General features: G+C 74.3%; 13 protein-coding genes. 9 read left to right on the top strand and 4 right to left on the bottom strand.

Annotated features, from left to right (window positions below):
• The first annotated feature begins 254 nt into the window (after positions 1 to 254).
• Entirely contained in the window at positions 255 to 1,604 is a 1,350-nt protein-coding gene (locus ACFY8W_RS24985; protein ID WP_391109174.1) for an MFS transporter, read from the top strand.
• Position 1,605: 1 nt separating this feature from the next.
• Here the strand turns inward: ACFY8W_RS24985 and ACFY8W_RS24980 are convergent, their stop codons facing one another.
• Positions 1,606 to 2,067, bottom strand: coding sequence for a MarR family transcriptional regulator (locus ACFY8W_RS24980; protein ID WP_391109172.1), 462 nt, complete (start codon positions 2,065 to 2,067; stop codon positions 1,606 to 1,608).
• Positions 2,068 to 2,275: 208 nt separating this feature from the next.
• On the opposite strand from ACFY8W_RS24980, the gene ACFY8W_RS24975 reads away from it, so the two are divergent.
• The 6 genes from ACFY8W_RS24975 to pcaD all read left to right on the top strand — a co-directional run bounded on the left by ACFY8W_RS24975 (position 2,276) and on the right by pcaD (position 7,766).
• The gene (locus ACFY8W_RS24975) at positions 2,276 to 3,028 is read left to right on the top strand and encodes a 3-oxoacid CoA-transferase subunit A (protein WP_391109169.1); all 753 of its coding nucleotides are present in this window, start codon (positions 2,276 to 2,278) and stop codon (positions 3,026 to 3,028) included.
• Entirely contained in the window at positions 3,025 to 3,741 is a 717-nt protein-coding gene (locus ACFY8W_RS24970; RefSeq protein WP_391109166.1) for a 3-oxoacid CoA-transferase subunit B, read from the top strand. The genes ACFY8W_RS24975 and ACFY8W_RS24970 overlap by 4 nt, the downstream gene beginning before the upstream one ends.
• Positions 3,738 to 4,508 (top strand): protocatechuate 3,4-dioxygenase subunit beta, encoded by a 771-nt coding sequence (pcaH, locus tag ACFY8W_RS24965; RefSeq protein WP_391109164.1) that lies wholly within the window; start codon positions 3,738 to 3,740, stop codon positions 4,506 to 4,508. Before ACFY8W_RS24970 ends, pcaH begins: the two co-directional genes overlap by 4 nt.
• A gap of 5 nt (positions 4,509 to 4,513) precedes the next feature.
• Positions 4,514 to 5,080: a protocatechuate 3,4-dioxygenase subunit alpha gene (pcaG, locus tag ACFY8W_RS24960; protein WP_391109161.1), complete on the top strand. Its 567-nt coding sequence runs from the start codon at positions 4,514 to 4,516 to the stop codon at positions 5,078 to 5,080.
• A 107-nt stretch (positions 5,081 to 5,187) separates the two neighbouring features.
• Positions 5,188 to 6,606, top strand: coding sequence for a 3-carboxy-cis,cis-muconate cycloisomerase (gene pcaB, locus ACFY8W_RS24955; RefSeq protein WP_391109676.1), 1,419 nt, complete (start codon positions 5,188 to 5,190; stop codon positions 6,604 to 6,606).
• Positions 6,603 to 7,766: a 3-oxoadipate enol-lactonase gene (pcaD, locus tag ACFY8W_RS24950; protein ID WP_391109158.1), complete on the top strand. Its 1,164-nt coding sequence runs from the start codon at positions 6,603 to 6,605 to the stop codon at positions 7,764 to 7,766. Before pcaB ends, pcaD begins: the two co-directional genes overlap by 4 nt.
• 37 nt (positions 7,767 to 7,803) lie before the next feature.
• Here the strand turns inward: pcaD and ACFY8W_RS24945 are convergent, their stop codons facing one another.
• The gene (locus tag ACFY8W_RS24945) at positions 7,804 to 9,150 is read right to left on the bottom strand and encodes a lipase family protein (RefSeq protein ID WP_391109155.1); all 1,347 of its coding nucleotides are present in this window, start codon (positions 9,148 to 9,150) and stop codon (positions 7,804 to 7,806) included.
• 144 nt (positions 9,151 to 9,294) lie between these two features.
• On the opposite strand from ACFY8W_RS24945, the gene ACFY8W_RS24940 reads away from it, so the two are divergent.
• Entirely contained in the window at positions 9,295 to 10,581 is a 1,287-nt protein-coding gene (locus ACFY8W_RS24940; RefSeq protein ID WP_391109152.1) for a helix-turn-helix domain-containing protein, read from the top strand.
• Positions 10,582 to 10,730: 149 nt separating this feature from the next.
• On the opposite strand, the gene ACFY8W_RS24935 is transcribed toward ACFY8W_RS24940, so the two are convergent.
• Entirely contained in the window at positions 10,731 to 12,383 is a 1,653-nt protein-coding gene (locus ACFY8W_RS24935) for an IclR family transcriptional regulator C-terminal domain-containing protein (protein ID WP_391109149.1), read from the bottom strand.
• A 189-nt stretch (positions 12,384 to 12,572) separates the two neighbouring features.
• On the opposite strand from ACFY8W_RS24935, the gene ACFY8W_RS24930 reads away from it, so the two are divergent.
• On the top strand, positions 12,573 to 13,757 hold the full coding sequence (locus tag ACFY8W_RS24930) for a 4-hydroxybenzoate 3-monooxygenase (RefSeq protein ID WP_391109146.1): 1,185 nt from the start codon (positions 12,573 to 12,575) through the stop codon (positions 13,755 to 13,757).
• Here ACFY8W_RS24930 and ACFY8W_RS24925 read toward each other — a convergent pair.
• Entirely contained in the window at positions 13,730 to 14,686 is a 957-nt protein-coding gene (locus tag ACFY8W_RS24925) for a tellurite resistance/C4-dicarboxylate transporter family protein (protein ID WP_391109143.1), read from the bottom strand. The genes ACFY8W_RS24930 and ACFY8W_RS24925 overlap by 28 nt on opposite strands.
• Between the last annotated feature and the right edge of the window lie 33 nt (positions 14,687 to 14,719).

Below are 14,719 nucleotides of genomic sequence, written 5' to 3'. Positions count from 1 at the left end.
GCGCCCCCGCCTCAGCCTGCCCCCGCCTGGCCCCCGCCTCTGCTCGCCCCTGCTCGGCGCCGCCGCCCGGGTTCTCCCTCCCTCGCTCACGCCGCGGCGATCGTCAGTGCACCAACGGTTTTCGGTCCCGACCGTTGACACCCGGTCGCTCCGCGCGGACACTCATGCCACCTAGCCAGTGAAATGGATTTCACCAGGCGAACAACAATCTTGGTGAGCAAGAGCCGAGAACGAGCCGCGTCCCAGGGAACCCCATGACGAACCCCCTCGCTCCGCCCCGCCCCCACACCCTCCGCTCCGTGCTGCCCGTCCTGGCCCTCTGCTGGGTCGCGGTCTTCTTCGACGGCATGGACGTCACCATCTACGGCGCCGTGATGCCGCACATGCTCGACGACCCCGGCCTCGGCCTCACGCCCGCGAGCGCCGGCACCATCGGCAGCTGGACCACGTTCGGCATGCTGATCGGTGCACTGACGGCCGGGACGGTCACCGACTGGCTCGGCCGCCGGCCGATGCTCGTCGCGAGCATCGTGCTCTTCTCCGCGGGTTCCGCGGTCTGCGCCCTCGCCGGGGACCTCGTCCTCTTCGGCGCCGGGCGCTTCGTGTCGGGCCTCGGGCTGGGCGGCCTCATGCCGCTGTGCCTCGCCATGGTCCTGGAGTTCGCCCCGCCCCGGCGGGCCGCCGTGATGACCGGCCTGCTCATGACCTCGTACCACGTGGGCGGCATGGCGGCCACCGGCCTCGGGCTCAGCCTCGCACCAGCGGCGGGCTGGCGCTGGGTGTTCTGGGCGGGCGTCCTGCCGGCCGTCGTCGCCGTGCCGCTGCTGCTCGCCCTGCTGCCCGAATCGCCCGGCGTGCTGCTCGCCCGCGGCCGGCGCGAGCAGGCCCACGCCGTCGCCGACCGCTACGGCCTCGCCCGGCCCACCCCGGCCGTCGCGCCGAGCGCCGGCGCCCAGGGGCGCGTCGCCGCCGTTCGGGCGCTCTTCCGCGCCGAGTCCCGCTGGGTGACCCCGCTCCTGTGGGCGGCGTCCTTCTGCGGTCTCCTCCTCGTCTACGGCGTCGCCACCTGGCTGCCGACGATGATGCGCGCCTCCGGCTACGGCCTGGACTCCTCCGTCGCCTTCCTCATGGTCATCAACGCGGGCGGCATCGTCGGCCTGCTGGTCTCCGGACGGCTCGCCGACCGGTACGGCCCGCTCCGGATCGCCGCGATCTGGTTCGTCCTCACCGCGGTGGGCGCACTCCTGCTCAAGGCCCATCTTCCGCTCGGCGTCACGTACGTCGTCGTCGCGGTCACCGGGGTCTGGCTGTTCAGTGCCCAGGTGATGGTGTACGCGGCGACGGGCGGGGTCTACCGGGGCGCCGAGCGCGCCGCCGGCCTCGGCCTGGTCACCGGTGTCGGCCGGATCGGGGCGGTCGTCGGGCCCTGGCTGGTGGGCGCGCTCGCCGCGGCCGGCAACCAGAGCTGGGGCTTCACGACCTTCGCCGTCGCCGGGATCGTCGGCGCCGTCGCCGTGGCCCTGGTCCCGCTCGCCGCGCGCATCGGCCGCCCGGCGGCGCCGGTCGGCGCGCCCCCGGCGGCCGCGGCGGCCGTGGGGGAGTGACTCACGGTGCGGGGAGGGGTTCCGTCGGATTGCGGAGCTCCTCCGCGGCGTCCGACACCCGCCGGATCAGGGACAGGAAGAGGGTCTGCTCCTCGGCGGAGAGCGGGGCCAGGAAGATCTGGTTCATGCGCGCCGTACGCACCGTCAGTTTCCGGTGCACGCGCGCGCCTTCGGGGGTGAGGTGCAGCAGGAAGCGGCGTCCGTCCGCGGGGTCGCGCACCTTGTCGAGCAGCCCTCTGCGGATCAGCCGGCTGACGACCTCGGCGATCGTCGAGCGGTCGAGGGCCACCCGCTCGCCCACCGTCCGCTGGTCGAGGCCGGGTTCGGCCGTCAACGCGTTGAGGACGCCGAACTGGGGGGAGGTGATCTCCTCCGAGACCATCGTCGTCCACAGCAGGTGGTGCGCCTGCTGCAACCGCCGGGCCAGATGCCCGGGATGCGTGGCCAGATCCACCGCGGCCATGAGCGCCTCCTCCTGCTGTTTCGTCGGTACACGGAACGATACCCCGCGTCGCATTGGCCGGTCAGGACCCGTTGACGGTGGGCCAGGTGCCTGCCAGCATGGCCCGGTCGGCAAAAACAGTCAGTGCACTGATTAATTTCTCTGCCGCTCTCCCGTCGGTCCGGAGCTTCCGGATCCTTTCTCCCGCACGGAAACGAAGGGCTATCCCATGGACAAGGTGGTCGCCACCGCCGCGCAGGCGGTGGCGGACGTCCCGGACGGAGCGTCGCTCGCGGTGGGTGGCTTCGGCCTCAGCGGCGTGCCGAACGCCCTCATCCGGGCCGTCCACGAGCGTGGTGTCGGCGACCTCCGCGTCGTCTCCAACAACTGCGGTGCCATGGACACCGGGCTCGCCGTGCTCCTCGCCGCCGGCCGCATCGCCCGCGTCACCGGCTCGTACATCGGCGCGAACAAGGAGTTCGCCCGCCAGTACCTCGCCGGTGAACTGGAGGTCGAGCTGATCCCGCAGGGCACCCTCGCCGAACGTCTGCGCGCCGGCGGCTGCGGCATCCCCGCCTTCTACACCCCCGCCGGCGTCGGCACCCTCGTCGCCGACGGCGGACTTCCCTGGCGGTACGACGGCCAGGGCGGCGTCGCCCTCGCCTCCCCGCCCAAGGAAGTACGCGACTTCGACGGCGTGCCGCACGTGCTGGAGCACGCCATCCGCACCGACTACGCCCTCGTCCGCGCCGCCAGGGGCGACCGCCACGGCAACCTCGTCTTCCACGCGTCCGCCCGCAACTTCAACCCGCTGGCCGCCATGGCCGGGCGGATCACCGTCGCGGAGGTCGAGGAACTGGTCGAGCCCGGGGCCATCGACCCCGACCACGTCCACCTGCCCGGCGTCTTCGTCCAGCGCGTCCTCGCCCTCAGCCCCGAGCAGACCGCCGACAAGGCCATAGAGAAGAGGACCACACGATGAGCTGGACCCGCGAGGAGATGGCCGCCCGCGCCGCCCTCGAACTCCGCGACGGGCAGTACGTCAACCTCGGCATCGGCCTGCCCACGCTCATCCCCAACCACCTCCCCGAAGGCGTCGAGGTCGTCCTCGAATCCGAGAACGGCATCCTCGGCACCGGTCCCTACCCGACCGAGGACGAGGTCGACCCCGACCTCATCAACGCCGGCAAGGAGACCGTCACCGTCCTCCCCGGCGCCTCCTACTTCGACTCCGCCCTGTCCTTCGGCATGATCCGCGGCGGCCACATCGACGTCGCCGTCCTCGGAGCCATGCAGGTCTCCGCCCGCGGCGACCTCGCCAACTGGGCCGTCCCCGGCCGCCTGGTCACCGGCATCGGCGGCGCCATGGACCTGGTCCACGGCGCCCGCACCGTCATCGTCGTCATGACCCACACCGCGAAGGACGGCACCCCGAAGATCGTCGAGGAGTGCGACCTGCCGCTCACCGGCCGCGCCTGCGTCGACCGCGTCATCACCGACCTCGCCGTCCTCGACGTCACGGAGGACGGACTCGTCCTCGTCGAGACGGCGCCGGGCGTGACGGCGGAGGACGTCGTCGCCCGGACGGCGGCGCCCCTGCTCGGACCCGCGCTCCGGGCCCTCCCGGTGCCGGACCCGGCAGCTGCGCGCCACCGTACCCGTCCCTCTCTGCCCGACCCGCTGGAGCTCTCGTGAACGACCTCACGCAGGACCGCATCGACACCGAGATAGCCGTCCTCCAGGGCGCCTACGACACCGCCCTCGCCGCCGGGGCCCCACCGCGCCACCACCCGGGGCGCGACTACGCCCCCTACCGCAGCTCCCTGCTCCGGCACCCTCACCGGCCGCTGGTCGCCGTCGGCGGCGACCCCGAGGCCGTCGAACTCGCCGGTCCCGTCTTCGGCGTCACCGACGTCACCGAGCACGACAACGACCTCACCCGCACGCACGCCGGCGAACCCCTCGGCGAGCGGATCACCGTGTCCGGCCGGCTCCTCGACCGGGCGGGCCGGCCGGTACGGGGACAGCTGATCGAGATCTGGCAGGCCAACGCCTCCGGGCGCTACGCCCACCTCCGGGACCAGCACCCGGCGCCCCTGGACCCCCACTTCACCGGCGTCGGACGCACTCTGACGGACGATCAGGGACGCTACGCCTTCACCACGATCAAGCCCGGCGCCTACCCCTGGCGCAACCACACCAACGCCTGGCGCCCGGCCCACATCCACTTCTCCGTCTTCGGCACGGCGTTCACGCAGCGGCTCGTCACCCAGATGTACTTCCCCGGCGACCCGCTCCTCGCCCACGACCCCATCATCCGCTCGGTCACCGACCCGGCTGCCCGCGACCGGCTCGTCGCACGCTACGAACACGGCCTGTCCGCGCCGGAGTTCTCCCTCGGCTACGCCTGGGACATCGTCCTCGACGGGCCGGCCGCCACCTGGATCGAGGAAGGACGCTGACCACTGTGGAGTCCACGCCCCTGCTGCCCACGCCGTCCCACACCGTCGGACCTTTCTACGGCTACGCGCTGCCGTTCCCCGGCGGCGAGCGCATCGCGCCCGAGGCGCACCCCGAGCGCATCACCCTCCACGGGTACGTGCTCGACGGCGCGGGCGAGCCCGTACCCGACGCACTCCTCGAGTTCTGGCAGGCCGCCCCCGACGGCTCCCTCACCGGTGCGCCCGGTTCACTGCGCAGGGACCCCGTCACCGGCGGGTACCTCGGCCGTGACGGCACCGGGTTCACCGGCTTCGGCCGCGTGGCCACCGACGCCGACGGACACTACGCGCTGCACACCCTGCCGCCCGGCAACCCCGGACGACCGCACATCAGCGTCTGCGTGTTCGCCCGCGGGCTGCTCCACCACCTCTACACCCGCGCCTACCTCGCCGACGGGCCGGACCCGCTGCTCGACGGGCTCCCGGCGGACCGGCGCGCCACCCTGGTCGCGGCCGAGGAACCGTACCGCACCTACCGTTTCGACGTCCGTCTCCAGGGCGAGGGCGAGACGGTGTTCCTGGAGTTCCCGTGACCGACCCCTCCGCCACCGACCCCTCCGCCACCGACCCCTCCGTGACCGACCCCGCTCCGACCGACCGCGCCCCGACCGGCGACCGGCTCCCGGAGCCCGACGCCGGGCTGCTGGAACCCGACGCCGGGCTGCTGGATCCCGTACGGGCGGGCTCGCCCGCCGAGGCCGCCACCGGAGACACGGCCTTCCTCCAGGCCCTCCTGGACGCGGAAGCCGCGCTCACCCGCGCCCAGGCCGCCACCGGCACCGCCCCGGCGGAGGCGGCCCGGGCCGTCAGCGAGGCGGCACGGCACGACCGGTTCGACGTCCGCTCGATCGCGCTGCGGGCGCGCGCCGGGGGCAACCCGGTCATCCCGCTCGTCGCGGACCTGACCGAGGCCGCGGGGGAGTGGGGCCCGTACGTGCACCGGGGCGCCACCAGCCAGGACGTCCTGGACACCGCAGCCATGCTGGTCGCGGGCCGCACCCTCGGCCTCGTCCTCGACGACCTCGCCCGCACGGAGCGGGCGCTCGGCGCCCTGGCGGCCGCGCACCGGGACACCGTGATGCCCGGCCGCACCCTCACCCAGCACGCCGTCCCCACCACCTTCGGCCTGAAGGCGGCCGGCTGGCGCTCGCTCGTCCTGGACGCGCGGGACCGGATCGAGGCGGTACGGGACGGGCTGCCCGCCCAACTCGGCGGAGCCGCCGGGACCCTGGCCGCCTTCGCCGACCACGACGCCGGTGCGGTCTCCGGTGCGGAAGCGGTCCCAGGTGCCGATGCCGGAGCGGTCGCGGGTGCCGGAGCCGGAGCGGTCGCGGGTACCGGCGTCCGCGTCCAGGACGTGACCGCTCTTCCCGCCGCGTACGCACGTGAACTCGGCCTCGCCGTCCCGCTCCTGCCCTGGCACGTCCTCCGCACCCCGGTCGCCGACCTCGCGGGCACCCTGGCGCTCACGGCCGGAGCGCTCGGCAAGATCGCCGCGGACGTCCTCGTCCTCTCCCGCACCGAGGTCGCCGAGGTCGCCGAAGAGACCGGCGGCGGGTCCTCGGCCATGCCCCACAAGGCGAACCCGGTGCGGGCCACTCTCGTCGCCTCCGCCGCGCGCCGCGCCCCGCACCTCGCCGCGAGCCTCTACGGCTCCCTGGCCGCGGAGGACGAACGGCCGGCCGGCGCCTGGCACGCCGAGTGGGAACCGCTGCGCGAGCTGCTGCGGCTCGTCGGCGGCGCGGCGCACCACACGGCCGCCCTCGCCGAAGGACTCCGCGTCGATCCGACCGCCATGCGGGCCCATCTGGAGGTCACCGGGGGACTGCTCGTCGCCGAACGGCTCTCCGTCGCGCTGACGCCCCTGCTGGGCCGGACCCGCGCGCGGACGCTGCTCGCCGAACTCGCCGCCCGCAGCCGGAGCGACGGCCGACCGCTCGCCGAACTCCTCGCCGAGCACCCGGAAGTGGCCGGGACGGACCTCGCCGGCCTGACCGATCCGACCCGCGCCACCGGCTGCGCCGGAGTCCTCACCGACCGAGCCCTGGAGCGACGTTGAGCCCTCGCATCCCCCACCACCGCGTCGAAGGGCCCGCCACCGCGCCGGCCCTCGTCCTCGGAGCCTCGCTCGGAACGTCGACGGCCCTGTGGGACGCCGTGGCGCCGGAGCTGTCGACCACCCATCGGGTCATCCGGTGGGACCTCCCTGGGCACGGCGGTTCGCCCGCCGACCTCATCGGGCCGGGGGCGACCGTGGCCGACCTGGCCCGACTGGTCGTCGACCTCGCCGACGCCCTGGGCCTCGACCGCTTCTCGTACGCCGGGGTCTCGCTCGGCGGCGCCGTCGGGCTCCATCTCGCGGCGCACCACCCGGAGCGGGTCGACCGCCTCGCCGTCCTCTGCTCCTCCGCCCACTTCGGCGGCTCCGCGCCCTGGGAGGAGCGGGCGGCCACCGTACGACGCGAAGGACTGGCGAAGCTCGCCGACACGGCCGACGCCCGTTGGTTCACACCGGGGTTCAGCGTGCCGCGCCTGGTGGCCGACCACCGGGCCGCCGACCCGGAGGCGTACGCCGCCTGCTGCGACGCGCTGGCCGCCTTCGACCTGCGCGACCGGCTCGGCGACATCACCGCGCCCACGCTGCTCGTCGCGGGCCGCGAGGACCCCGCGACCCCGCCCGTCCACCTCCGGGAGATCGCCGACGCCGTCCCCGGCGCGGCCCTGACCGAGCTCCCCGGCGCCTCCCATCTCGCCCCCGCCGAACGGCCGGAGGCCGTCCTCGCCGCCCTGCGCGCCCACCTCACGGGTACTTCCGCTCGGAGCGGAACGAACGTGCGCCGCCAGGTGCTCGGCGACGCCCATGTGGACCGGGCACAGGCCCGGCAGACCCCGCTCACCGCCCGCTTCCAGGACTTCATCTCCCGCTACGCGTGGGGCGAGGTCTGGACCGACCCCACCCTCTCCCGGCGCGAGCGCAGCCTGATCACCCTGACCGCCCTCGTCGCCCACGGCCACCACGACGAACTCGCGATGCACCTGCGGGCCGCCCGCCGCAACGGGCTGTCCGACGACGAGATCGCCGCGGCCCTGCTCCAGACGGCGGTCTACTGCGGTGTCCCGGCGGCCAACGCCGCCTTCGCCGTGGCCCAGCGGGTCCTGGGGGAGGAGGGCCCGGACCCGTCGGGCGGACAGGGGCCGGCGAAGCCGCACGCCCCGTAGGGGCGACGGTGCGACAGGAGCCCGCGGGGACGGCGGGTCAGCGCAGCGGCGCCGGCTGCTCCGGTGCCAGCGAGTTGCCCGCGGGGATGCGGCCGCAGTCGGACGGCGCCGGGCGGCCGGCGAACCGGGCGTCCAGCCAGCCGAGGGCGGCGGGCGCCCACACGACGGGTGCGCCGGTGTGGCTGAACAGGTCGTACTGGTGGTACGCGATGGCGGAGTTGCCGGTGGCGCAGTACTGCCGGGCGAGCGCCCGTACGTCTCCCGCGACCATGACGCCGTCGCCCGTACCGATGCCCGGCGGACTGCCGAAGGTCCCTTCCAGGAACCCGGCGTTGCCCTGCGCGATGAGACCGGGCACGGTCGGGGTGGGGGCCGTGCCGAGGTTCACCTTGTTCACCGCCGCGACGAACTCCGGTACGGAGTTCGGGTCGGCGTACTCAGGCTTCGCCATCTTCTTCCAGGTCAGGCCCGGGTAGCGGCCGAGCGCGTCGACGATGGAGCCCCGCTCCAGCTTCGCGTACACCTCCAGGCCGTAGCTGCTCATGTACTTCTTGAGGTCGATGTCGTAGGACCGCGCGACGCCGATGATCGCCATGGGGATGACGCCGGACCAGGCGAGCGAGCCGTCCACGTACTTCAGGTTGTGGGCCGGCGCCACGAGCAGGCCGCCCTCGGCGAAGCCGACCAGTCTGCTGTTGACGTCGGGGGCGTACCGCGGCGCCAGCGCGGCGGCCCAGCCGGTCGCGATCGCGCCGCCGGAGTAGCCCATGAGGCCGAACCGCGTCGAGGAGTCCATTCCGGTCTGCGGGGACCGTGTCGCCGCGCGGATCGAGTCCAGGGTGTTCGTTCCGTACTCGGGTCCGGCGGCGAAGTCGGCCCGCTGCCCCTCGGTGTCGGGGATGACGACGTCGTAGCCCTTCGCCAGCAGCGGGGCGATGAAGAGAGCCTCGGCGTCAGGGATGAGGCCGCCCAGGGTCACGTTCCCGGCGATCGCCCGGGAGGGACCGTCCTCGGGGTCGAGGGAGTCGTAGAACGACTGGTACGACACCGCCTTCGTCCCGTCGCCGACGAGGCTGCGCACGACGGTGGTCACGTTGGCGGAGGGACGGCCCTGGGCGTCGGTGGTGCGGTAGAGCAGCTGGACGGCCGTCACCGGCGTGGGAATGCCGACGACGTGGTACCGCAGCGTCCGCGTCTTCAGCACGCTGCCCGGCGCGTAGGAGGACAGCGGTGTGCTGCCGTCGTACGCGTAGAACGGGTCACCGGCCGATGCCCTCGCCGTCGCCGCGGGGGCCCCGGCCTCGGCGGCGACGGCTGCCGGAGCGGCGGTGAGGCACATCGCGGCGACGACGGCCACGGCGATCGAACGAACGGGCTTGGACATGACTCCCTCGTTTCCCGGCAGGGGATGGATGCGCTCGCTCGGTGTGTTACCAACGAGTAGCGGTTGCTCGCAGACCATCATGGATGGCTCGTGGGACCGCGTCTCCGGTGTGTAAGACAGAGATTCGCGAGGTGGATTGTGACCGTGTCCAACGGGGGAAACGGTGGCCCGGTGCCGCAGATCGGGGGCATGCCCGTCCACAGCCGGCTGCTGGCCGCGGCGGGGACCCTGGAGTCGGCGGTGCTGCTCCGCCTGGTCGAGCAGGTGCCGGCCTACGGGACGCTGCCCTCGGAGCAGTTGCGCGGCGAGATAGTCAAGCAGGTGGCGCGCGGCATCGTCGCCTTCGCCGAAATGCTGCGCACCGGCGCGCCGTTGGGCGAGGACGAGCAGGCCGCGATCCGGGAGTCGGCCGCCCGTCGCGCCGACGAAGGCGTGCCGATCGAGTCCGTCGTCGGCGCCTACCACGTCGGCGCCGAGGAGTGCGCCGCCCAGGTCCTCGCGACCGCCGAGCCGGTGGACCACGGCGACGTGCTGCTCGTCCAGCGCCGCCTGCTCGACTTCCTGCGCCAGGTGAGCAGCGCGGTCGCCGCGGGGTACGTACAGGAGCGGCAGTCGGCCCTCGGCGACGAGCAGGTCGCCCTGCAGTCCCTGCTGTCCCGGCTGCTGGAAGGCGGCAGCCCGCAGGCCGCCGCCGACCGTGCCGGCATCCAACTGCCGCCCTGCTACCTCGTGCTGAGCCTCGCCATGGGACCCCACCCGGACGAGCTGCTGCCCGGCGTGAACGGGCCGGTCGTGGTGCGCCGCAAACTCCGGCGGCTGCGCAACGAGCTGCAACGCCACACCTGCGGCGTGCCGTTGTCCGTGCTCTCCGGCGACGGCGGACTGGTGCTGATCCCGTACGGGACGCCGGTCGCCGACTTCGGGGAGGCGGACCGCGACCGGCTCTCCTGGCTGGTCTCGCAGTTCGCCCGGATGTGCGGCGCCGACCTGTTGGTGGCGGCGGCCGTCGCCACGCCGGAGGGCGTCGCGGAGGCGGCCCGACTCGCCGGTGAGATACGGGAGGTGGCCGAGGCGTCGGGCCGCCCGCCCGGCCTCTACCTGCTCGACGACGTGCTGCTCGAATACCAGCTGAGCCGTCCGAGCCCGGCCAGGGACAGGCTCGCCGCGCTGCTCGGCCCGCTGGGCGCCCGCCCGGAACTGCTCGGCACCGTGCGCACCTTCCTCGCCTGCGGCCTCGACCGGCGGCGGGCGGCCGCCCGGCTCCAGGTCCACCGGAACACCGTGGACTACCGCCTGCGCAAGGCGGCGGACCTCACCGGACTGGACGCGGCCCGGGGCGCGGACCTGCTCACGCTGCACGCCGCGCTCGCGGCCCATGACGCCTTACGGAGGGGCGGGCCCCTGACCTTGCGTCCGGGTGGGACGGCCTGACGGCCGGCCCGGCCGGAGAGCTCCCGGGGTCCGGCCGGGCCTGAGGCGCCGGGCGGGCGCTATGTCCTGTCGTCGAACTCCCGTCGTCGCCCGGAGCGCGGCCCTGCGTGCATGGCGTCGCGGGGCAGGCGGGAGTCTGACGACAGGGCCTAGTGCGCCGGGACCCGCGCGAAGCGCTCCGTGACGTGCAGGTCCGCCTCGATGCCGGTGATCGCGGCGGCCAGTTCCGGGAGGACCTCGCGCACGCACTCCTCGGCGGATCGGCGGCTGGCGTGGAGGGCCACGTTGACGGCGGCGACGACGCGGCCCGTACGGTCGCGGACCGGCATCGCGATCGACCGCAGTCCCTCCTCCAGCTCCTCGTCGACCAGCGCGTACCCGTCGTGCCCCACCTGCTCGACGAGCGCGTCGAGCTCGGCGCGGTCCGTCACCGTGTGCGGGGTGAGGGCGCGTGGCGCGGAGGCGTCGAGACGGGCCGCGCGCTCCTCGGCCGGCAGACCGGCGAGGAGGACGCGGCCCATGGAGGTCGCGTACGCGGGGAACCGGGTGCCGATGGTGATGTGGACGTTCATGATGCGGCTGGTCTCGACGCGGCCGGTGTACTGCACCTCGCCGCCGACCAGCACGGCCAGCGAGGTGGACTCGCGCACCCGCTCGGCCAGGTCCGCGAGGTGCGGCTGGGCGATCCGGGTGAGCGTGGTCCGGGACAGCGGTGCGAAGCCCAGGGAGAGGACCCGGGGCGTGAGCCGGAACTCCCGGCCGTCCACCGACACACAGCCGAGGTGTTCGAGGGTGATCAGGGCCCGCCGCGCGGTGGCCCGGGCGAGGCCCGTGGCCTCGGCGACCCCCGTCAGTGACAGCGCCGCGCGGCCCTCGCCGAACGCCGTGAGCACCGTGAGCCCGCGTGCCAGCGACTCCACGAACTCCCGGCCGAGTTCCTGCTTCGACGCTCCGGTCCAGGCGGCGAGCCCGCTGGGCGCGGCCGGAACCGCCGCCGGTGCCTCCCGCAGCGCGCGTTCCATCCCGGCCGCCGCCGTCCGCAGCCGGGGCAGCAGCGCCTCGCGCAGCGAGGCGGCGTCGTGCCGGCTGGTGTGGCTCACGGTGCTCAGCGCGCACGCGATCCGACCGTCGCCGCCGCGCACCGGCACGGCGAGCGCCACGAGCCCGGCCTCGACCAGCTGGTCGTCCGTGGCCCACCCGCTCGCCCCCGCCCCGGCGGCCCGCTCCTCGAAGTCGACGGCGCCCGCCGTGCGCGACGGCGCGGCGGGAAAGCCCCGGCCCTGCGGATCGGCGGTCCGCCGCTCGCGCCACGCCGCCCACGCGGCCGCGTCCCACTCGGAGGCGAAGAGAGCACCCGGCGCGGTGCGTTCGGCGGGCAGCAGGTCGCCGATGCGGAAGCTCACCGACATCGCGCGGCGCCGGGTCGCCTGGTGCACGAAGCGGATCCCGTCCCCGTCCGGGACGGCGAGCGAGACGGACTCGTCCAGCTCGTCGGCGAGCGCGTCAGCGCGGGCGCCCAGCAGGTCGGGCAGCCGTACGGAGGCCAGATAGGCGTTGCCGAGCTCGAGGAGCCGTGGTGCGAGGAGCACCTCGCGCCCCTCGATCCGCACGTACCCCATCCGCGCCAGCGTCCCGGTGACCCGGTCCACCGTGGAACGGGCGAGCCCGGTGGCGCGCTCGAGCTCGCCGACCGACATCCGGCCGCCCGCGTCGGTGAGCCGGCGCAGCACGCCGACCCCGCGGAGCAGGGGTGTCACCGCCTCGGGCGGCGCTTCGGCGGTCAGGTCTTCGGTGGGTGGCATCGGCTCTCCGTCGTGGATCTTCGGTCCACCGTAGTGAACACGGCGCGGGCAGGGTGCGGCACCCCGTTGACAGGGCAACCCGCCCGCGACCAGACTCCCAGCATAGTGAAGATGTCTTCACTATGCGAACACCCTGGTGCGAGCAGACCCGCACGCAGTTCCTGACGTTCGACGCGACGAGGAGACCCCATGCACACCACCGTCGGCATCATCGGCGGAGGCCCCTCCGGCCTGCTCCTGGCCCGCCTCCTGCACCAGGCGGGCATCGACAGCGTCGTCCTGGAGAGCCGCGACCGCGCCTACGTCGAACGGCGCCAGCGGGCCGGCATCCTCGAACAGGCCACCGTCGACGCCCTGCGCGCCGCCGGCGCGGGCGCCCGCCTCGACGCCGAGGGACTCCCGCACGACGGCATCGAGCTGCGCCACGACGGACGCGCCACCCGCATCGACTTCCCCGCCCTCACCGGCGGCCGGCGCGTGTGGGTCTACGCCCAGACGGAGGTCGTCAAGGACCTCGTCGCCCTCCAGCTCGCCGAGGGCGGCCCGCTGCACTTCGAGGCCGAGGTCACCGCCGTGGAGGGCGCCGACACCGACCGTCCCCTCGTCCGCTACACCCACGAGGGCCGCGAGCGGATACTCACCTGCGACTACGTCGTCGGCTGCGACGGCTACCACGGCGTCACCCGCAACGCCGTCCCCGAGACCGAGCGCCGCACCTTCGAGCGCACCTACCCCTACTCCTGGCTCGGGATCCTGGCCGAGGCCCCGCCGGTGTACGACGAGCTGATCTACGCCCACTCGGAGCGCGGCTTCGCCCTCGCCAGCATGCGCTCACCGTCCGTCAGCCGCCTCTACCTCCAGGTCCCGAACGGCACCGACCCGGCCGACTGGCCCGACGAGCGCGTCTGGGACGAACTCGACGCCCGCCTCTCGCTGACCGGCGACCCCGGCTGGCGCCTCACCCGCGGCACCGTCACCCAGAAGGCGGTCCTGCCCATGCGCAGCTCCGTCACCGAGCCCATGCGCCACGGCCGGGTCTTCCTCGCCGGGGACGCGGCGCACATCGTCCCGCCGACCGGGGCGAAGGGCCTCAACCTGGCCGCCGCAGACGTCATCGTCCTCGCCCGGGCCTTCGCCCACCACGCGAAGACCGGCTCGACCGAGCTCCTCGACGCCTACTCCGACACCTGTCTGCGCCGGGTCTGGCGGGCCGAGCACTTCTCGTACTTCATGACCACCACCCTCCACGCCGACCCCGCCCAGTCCCCCTTCGACACCAGACTGCAGCAGTCCCAGCTCGACCGGATCGCCGGCTCCCCGCACGCCGCCGCCGAACTCGCCGAGAACTACACCGGCCTCCCGCTCGACTCCTGACGCGCCGGTCTCGCCTCCGACGCCCGACGCGCCAGCCCGTACGCGGTGAGCAGCCAGGCCGCGGCGGCGATCCCCAGCAGCACCCGCCCCAGCGGGGCCGGCCACCTGGTCGCCGCCGCGGTCGCCACGGACAGGCACGCGACGGCCGTCATCCCCATCGGGAAGACCGTCGCCCAGCGGCGCACGTCGTACCCCGGACGGGGCCGAGCCACCTCGGCCCCGAGCAGCACCCCGTACCAGAGCAGCGACAGCACCAGCAGGACCACGGTGACCGTCCGCAGCGGCTCGTCCGTCCACACCCCGGCCGCCAGCAGTTTCGCCCCGCCGAGCGCCGAGATGGACAGCGCCCCGCCCGCCACCCACTGGTCACCGGCGCCCGTCACGACCTGCCCGAAGTCGAAACGGACGAGCGCGTCCGCGTAGAGCACCAGCCCCAGCGCGAAGAGCAGCAGACCCGCCCACGCGAGCCCGCGGCCGTAGCGCGGCGCGAGCGTGCCCGCCAGCACCACCAGCGCCTCGGTCGCCACACAGATCAGGAACGCCCCTCCCGGCATCCGACGCCCCAGATGGCGGAGCACCACCGGGAGCAGCACCACCCACGCGACGGCGGAGAGCGCCAGCAGCACGAGCCCTGCCGGCCCCCACCCCAGGAGCGAGCACCGCACCCCGAGCACGCTCGTCGCCGCGACGGCGGTCAGCGCGGGCGGAGTGTCCGCCCGCGCCTCCCAGCTGCGCCGGTCGCTCAGGAACAGGGCAGCGAAATCACCGGCGAGCACCAGCCACAGGACCCAGGAGAGACCGAACGCCACCAGCGACACGACCTCGAGCCCGACGAGATGCAGGCCGACGGAGAGGATGCCCGTCGCCATGACCGCCGCGCCCGCGGCCGGCGGCAGCACGGCCCACCAGGGGGCGGCTCGATCGTCCATGCCCCCATCCCAGCGCCGGGCTCACGGCCCCGC

Source organism: Streptomyces sp. NPDC012637 (assembly GCF_042954805.1).
GTDB lineage: Bacteria > Actinomycetota > Actinomycetes > Streptomycetales > Streptomycetaceae > Streptomyces.
The sequence above is the reverse complement of the archived record's forward strand: the minus strand, read 5'-3'. Positions and strand labels throughout refer to the sequence as shown.